Annotated in this window: 5 protein-coding genes; all 5 read left to right on the forward strand. The window is 47.0% G+C overall.

Annotation, left to right across the window (positions count from 1 at the left end; genetic code table 11):
* Positions 1-148 precede the first annotated feature (148 nt).
* Positions 149-1,573 (forward strand): surface lipoprotein assembly modifier, encoded by a 1,425-nt coding sequence (locus CRG49_RS12190; RefSeq protein ID WP_095502522.1) that lies wholly within the window; start codon positions 149-151, stop codon positions 1,571-1,573.
* Between the two features lie 185 nt (positions 1,574-1,758).
* Complete coding sequence (gene rpsL, locus CRG49_RS12195) at positions 1,759-2,130, forward strand: 30S ribosomal protein S12 (RefSeq protein WP_002218431.1); 372 nt, start codon at positions 1,759-1,761, stop codon at positions 2,128-2,130.
* Between the two features lie 118 nt (positions 2,131-2,248).
* Positions 2,249-2,719: a 30S ribosomal protein S7 gene (rpsG, locus tag CRG49_RS12200; protein ID WP_049249334.1), complete on the forward strand. Its 471-nt coding sequence runs from the start codon at positions 2,249-2,251 to the stop codon at positions 2,717-2,719.
* Between the two features lie 18 nt (positions 2,720-2,737).
* The gene (gene fusA, locus CRG49_RS12205) at positions 2,738-4,843 is read left to right on the forward strand and encodes an elongation factor G (RefSeq protein WP_095502523.1); all 2,106 of its coding nucleotides are present in this window, start codon (positions 2,738-2,740) and stop codon (positions 4,841-4,843) included.
* 98 nt (positions 4,844-4,941) lie between these two features.
* On the forward strand, positions 4,942-5,039 hold a 98-nt coding region (locus tag CRG49_RS12210; protein WP_002253261.1), incomplete at its 3' end, for a GTP-binding protein.

Here is a 5,039-nt window from a genome sequence, read left to right on the forward strand (position 1 = left end):
CCGCCGACCGAGAAAGACATTGGACTATGAGACACCGGGTGATCTGTTTTCAGCAGCCCTTGCCAATGGCATTTGAGCGTTGCACTTGAAATGCGAATGTAAGGCCGTCTGAAAACATTCAGACGGCCTTTCTGATACTGAGAAAAAAATGATACGGAAAACCTTACTGATTGCAGCCTTGTTTTCTTCCGCAACAACGTATGCAGATGAAAGCCAAGTGTTGGATGTGCCGAAAGAGCCGGTTAGCTTTGATAAGCCGATTGCTTTGCCGCTTGAGCAAAGGCCGTCTGAAAACGAACTTCCGGCCATGCCGCAATGGAACGAATTGCTGGAAGGTGATGAACCCGAGCAACAGATTAACCAAGCATTGCTCGGCAAAGATTGGCAGAAGTTGGGTGGCTTGTTAAGAGAATATTCAATGCAGCCGCAGCATGACACAACCCTGTACCGTTATGCCTTGGGTGCCTTGCGGCGTGCAGAAGACCGTCATGGCGAGGCGGCGGCGCTTTACCGTGAAATCGTGGCGGAAAAGCCCGATTTGATTTATCCCCGTTTTGACTTGGGTGTGATGTTGTTTGAAGACAGGCAATATCGGGAAGCCGAACAGCATTTGCAAAAAGTACAGTCAGATTTGCCGCCCGCGATGAGTGAGCTCGCCAAACAATATGCCCAAGCTGCCAAAAAAGCACAAAGCTGGCAGCCTGTGTTTAATCTCAACTACGAACAAACCGACAACGTGAATAATGCTTCGTCTGCCCGTCAGGTCGAATGGGAAGGTAATACTTGGCATAAAACCGCAGACAGCCTGCCAAAAAGTGCTCATGGTATCCGCTATACGCTGGGAGCAGAACGCAACCTCAACCTGAACGGCAATCACTTCTTCCGTTTCGGTGTGATGGGAAGCGGTGTGCATTATTGGGATGCGCAGGATTATAGCGAACAAACCGTGCGTATAAACAGCGGCTATCGTCATCAAAACAGTCGGCAAGAATGGGGCGTAACCCCATATGTCGAACAGAACTGGTTAGACGACAGCCGTTATGTATCCAATGTAGGCATCGCGCTCGATTACAATCGTCGTTTAAATGAAAAATGGCGCATGAGCCAATATGCCCAATTTAGTACAAAACGTTATCAGAATGAGGATATTGCCGAACGCTACAATAGTAGAGTTACGGCAGCAGGCGCAACGTTGAGCTATCGTATTTCGCCAACCGCGTTAATTTTTGGCGGGGTGAACGGCATAAATGACGACACTAAAGAACGCGAACAGGCTTCGTGGCGGTATGGTGTCAATTTAGGCGGTATCAAACAGTTCAAAAGCGGCATTGGATTGCGGGCGAATACCGGTTATATAAGGCGAGAGTTTAAAGCACCAGCAGAATTGGTTTATCGCTTTACCCGTCGTGATCACGAATATCAGGCAGGTGCGGCATTATGGCATCGTAAGATTTCATGGTGGGGGTTTACGCCGCAGTTGAATTTCCGTTATGTCAAAATTGATAGCAATATGCCCGCTTTTTATTCGAGAAACAGCAAAGAGTGGTTTATGAGTGTGGAAAAAACATTTTGAAAATCTAAATAATCTTGCCAAATATGCTGTTTTCAGACGGCCTAATGTGGCTAAATGTTTATCCGAAAACACAAAAATACTGTTTTATTTGCTGTAATACTTGACTAAGTGCTTGCAAAAAAAATATAATTTCGCTCTTGTCGGCATGGTGTCGGCAAGTATTTAACTCAACAGGACGAGAAAATATGCCAACTATTAACCAATTGGTACGCAAAGGCCGTCAAAAGCCTGTGTACGTAAACAAAGTGCCTGCACTGGAAGCTTGCCCGCAAAAACGCGGCGTATGCACCCGTGTATACACTACCACTCCTAAAAAACCGAACTCTGCATTGCGTAAAGTATGTAAAGTTCGTCTGACTAACGGTTTTGAAGTGATTTCATACATCGGCGGTGAAGGCCATAACTTGCAAGAGCACAGCGTGGTATTGATCCGTGGCGGTCGTGTAAAAGACTTGCCGGGTGTACGTTACCACACCGTACGTGGTTCTTTGGATACCGCGGGTGTTAAAGACCGTAAACAAGCCCGTTCTAAATACGGTGCTAAGCGTCCTAAATAATAAGCGGGACTAAATAGGCACGTCGGCCGCCTAAGCTGAACAACGGCCGAGTAAGTGAATACTCCTTTGGGTATTCATGGGAATCAACCCAACTGAATAGAATATTAAGGAAATTAAAATGCCACGACGTAGAGAAGTCCCGAAGCGCGACGTACTGCCAGATCCAAAATTCGGCAGCGTTGAGCTGACTAAATTCATGAACGTATTGATGATTGACGGTAAAAAATCGGTTGCAGAGCGTATCGTTTACGGTGCTTTGGAGCAAATCGAGAAAAAAACCGGCAAAACAGCAATCGAAGTATTTAACGAAGCCATTGCTAACGCCAAGCCTATCGTAGAGGTGAAAAGCCGTCGTGTAGGTGGTGCCAACTACCAAGTTCCTGTTGAAGTTCGTCCTTCACGCCGCTTGGCTTTGGCAATGCGCTGGGTTCGCGATGCGGCCCGTAAGCGTGGTGAGAAATCAATGGATCTGCGTTTGGCAGGTGAATTGATTGATGCTTCTGAAGGTCGCGGCGGCGCGTTGAAAAAACGTGAAGAAGTACACCGTATGGCCGAAGCGAACAAAGCATTCTCTCACTTCCGTTTCTAATTTAGAAAGGCTAATCAAATGGCTCGTAAGACCCCAATCAGCCTGTACCGCAATATCGGTATTTCTGCCCATATTGACGCGGGTAAAACCACCACAACCGAACGTATTTTGTTCTACACCGGTTTGACACACAAACTGGGTGAAGTGCATGACGGTGCGGCAACCACCGACTACATGGATCAAGAACAAGAGCGTGGTATTACCATTACTTCTGCTGCCGTGACTTCATACTGGTCAGGTATGGCGAAACAGTTCAAAGAACACCGTTTCAACATCATTGACACCCCAGGACACGTTGACTTTACCGTAGAGGTAGAGCGTTCTATGCGTGTATTGGACGGCGCGGTAATGGTTTACTGCGCGGTAGGCGGTGTACAGCCTCAGTCTGAAACCGTATGGCGTCAAGCTAACAAATACAAAGTGCCACGTTTGGCATTTGTAAACAAAATGGACCGTCAAGGTGCCAACTTCTTCCGTGTTGTTGAGCAAATGAAAACTCGTTTGCGCGCCAATCCAGTACCAATCGTGATTCCGGTTGGTGCGGAAGACAACTTCGAAGGCGTGGTTGACCTGTTGAAAATGAAAGCCATTCTGTGGAATGAAGCAGACAAAGGCGTTACTTTCGAATACGGTGATATCCCTGCTGACTTGGTAGATACTGCTGAAGAATGGCGTCAAAACATGATTGAAGCCGCAGCAGAAGCCAGCGAAGAATTGATGGACAAATACTTGGGTGGTGAAGACCTGACTGAAGAAGAAATCGTTGGTGCGTTGCGTCAACGTACTTTGGCCGGTGAAATCCAACCGATGTTGTGCGGTTCTGCATTTAAAAACAAAGGTGTTCAACGTATGTTGGATGCCGTAGTTGAATTGCTGCCTGCACCTACCGACATTCCACCGGTACAAGGTGTGAACCCATCTAGCGATGCCGCTGATCAGCGCGAAGCCAGCGATGAGGCGCCATTCTCTGCTTTGGCATTCAAAATGCTGAATGACAAATACGTAGGTAACTTGACCTTTATCCGTGTTTACTCTGGTGTGGTTAAATCTGGTGACACCGTATTGAACTCTGTTAAAGGTACACGTGAGCGTATCGGCCGTTTGGTGCAAATGACCGCTGCTGACCGTACTGAAATCGAAGAAGTACGTGCCGGTGACATCGCTGCTGCTATCGGTTTGAAAGACGTGACCACAGGTGAAACCTTGTGTGCGGAAAACGCGCCAATCATCTTGGAGCGTATGGAATTCCCTGAGCCGGTAATTCACGTTGCCGTTGAGCCAAAAACCAAAGCTGACCAAGAGAAAATGGGTATTGCTTTGAACCGTTTGGCTAAAGAAGACCCTTCATTCCGTGTTCGTACAGATGAAGAATCAGGTCAAACCATTATTTCCGGTATGGGTGAGCTGCACTTGGAAATTATTGTTGACCGTATGAAACGTGAATTCAGCGTGGATGCCAATATCGGTGCGCCTCAAGTAGCTTACCGTGAAACCATCCGTAAAGAAGTGGAATCTGAATACAAACACGCCAAACAGTCTGGTGGTAAAGGTCAGTATGGTCACGTTGTGATCAAATTGGAGCCTATGGAACCAGGTGGTGAAGGTTACGAATTTATCGACGAAATTAAAGGTGGTGTGATTCCTCGCGAATTCATCCCTTCAGTTGATAAAGGTATTCGTGATACCTTGCCTAACGGTGTGGTAGCAGGCTTCCCTGTGGTGGATGTCCGTGTACGCTTGGTATTCGGTTCTTCGCATGATGTCGACTCATCTCAATTGGCATTTGAATTGGCCGCTTCTCAAGCCTTTAAAGAAGGTATGCGTCGCGCTTCTCCAGCATTGTTGGAGCCAATCATGGCTGTTGAAGTTGAAACGCCTGAAGAGTACATGGGTGACGTAATGGGCGACCTGAACCGTCGTCGCGGTATCGTATTGGGCATGGATGATGATGGTATCGGCGGTAAGAAAGTACGCGCTGAAGTGCCATTGGCTGAAATGTTCGGTTACTCTACCGACTTGCGTTCTGCCACTCAAGGCCGTGCAACTTACTCGATGGAATTCAAAAAATACGCTGAAGCTCCTTCGAATGTTGCTGCTGCTGTAACTGAAGCTCGCAAAGGCTAATTAATCAGTCTTTGCAAATAGGCCGTCTGAAACTCTGAATATTTTTTTCAGACGGCCATTGTTCTTTAATCGATCTTTATATGTAAAGGAATTAGCTCATGGCTAAGGAAAAATTTGAACGTAGCAAACCGCACGTAAACGTTGGCACCATCGGTCACGTTGACCATGGTAAAACCACTCTGACTGCTGCATTGAC

Origin of the sequence: Neisseria sp. N95_16, assembly GCF_002551535.2 — a bacterium.
Classification (GTDB): domain Bacteria; phylum Pseudomonadota; class Gammaproteobacteria; order Burkholderiales; family Neisseriaceae; genus Neisseria; species Neisseria brasiliensis.

Excerpts from the sequence above, each read along its gene's own strand:
- fusA (WP_095502523.1), top strand. The coding sequence starts at position 2,738 with ATGGCTCGTAAGACCCCAATCAGCCTGTACCGCAATATCGGTATTTCT.
- rpsG (WP_049249334.1), top strand. The coding sequence starts at position 2,249 with ATGCCACGACGTAGAGAAGTCCCGAAGCGCGACGTACTGCCAGATCCA.
- CRG49_RS12190 (WP_095502522.1), top strand. The coding sequence starts at position 149 with ATGATACGGAAAACCTTACTGATTGCAGCCTTGTTTTCTTCCGCAACA.
- rpsL (WP_002218431.1), top strand. The coding sequence starts at position 1,759 with ATGCCAACTATTAACCAATTGGTACGCAAAGGCCGTCAAAAGCCTGTG.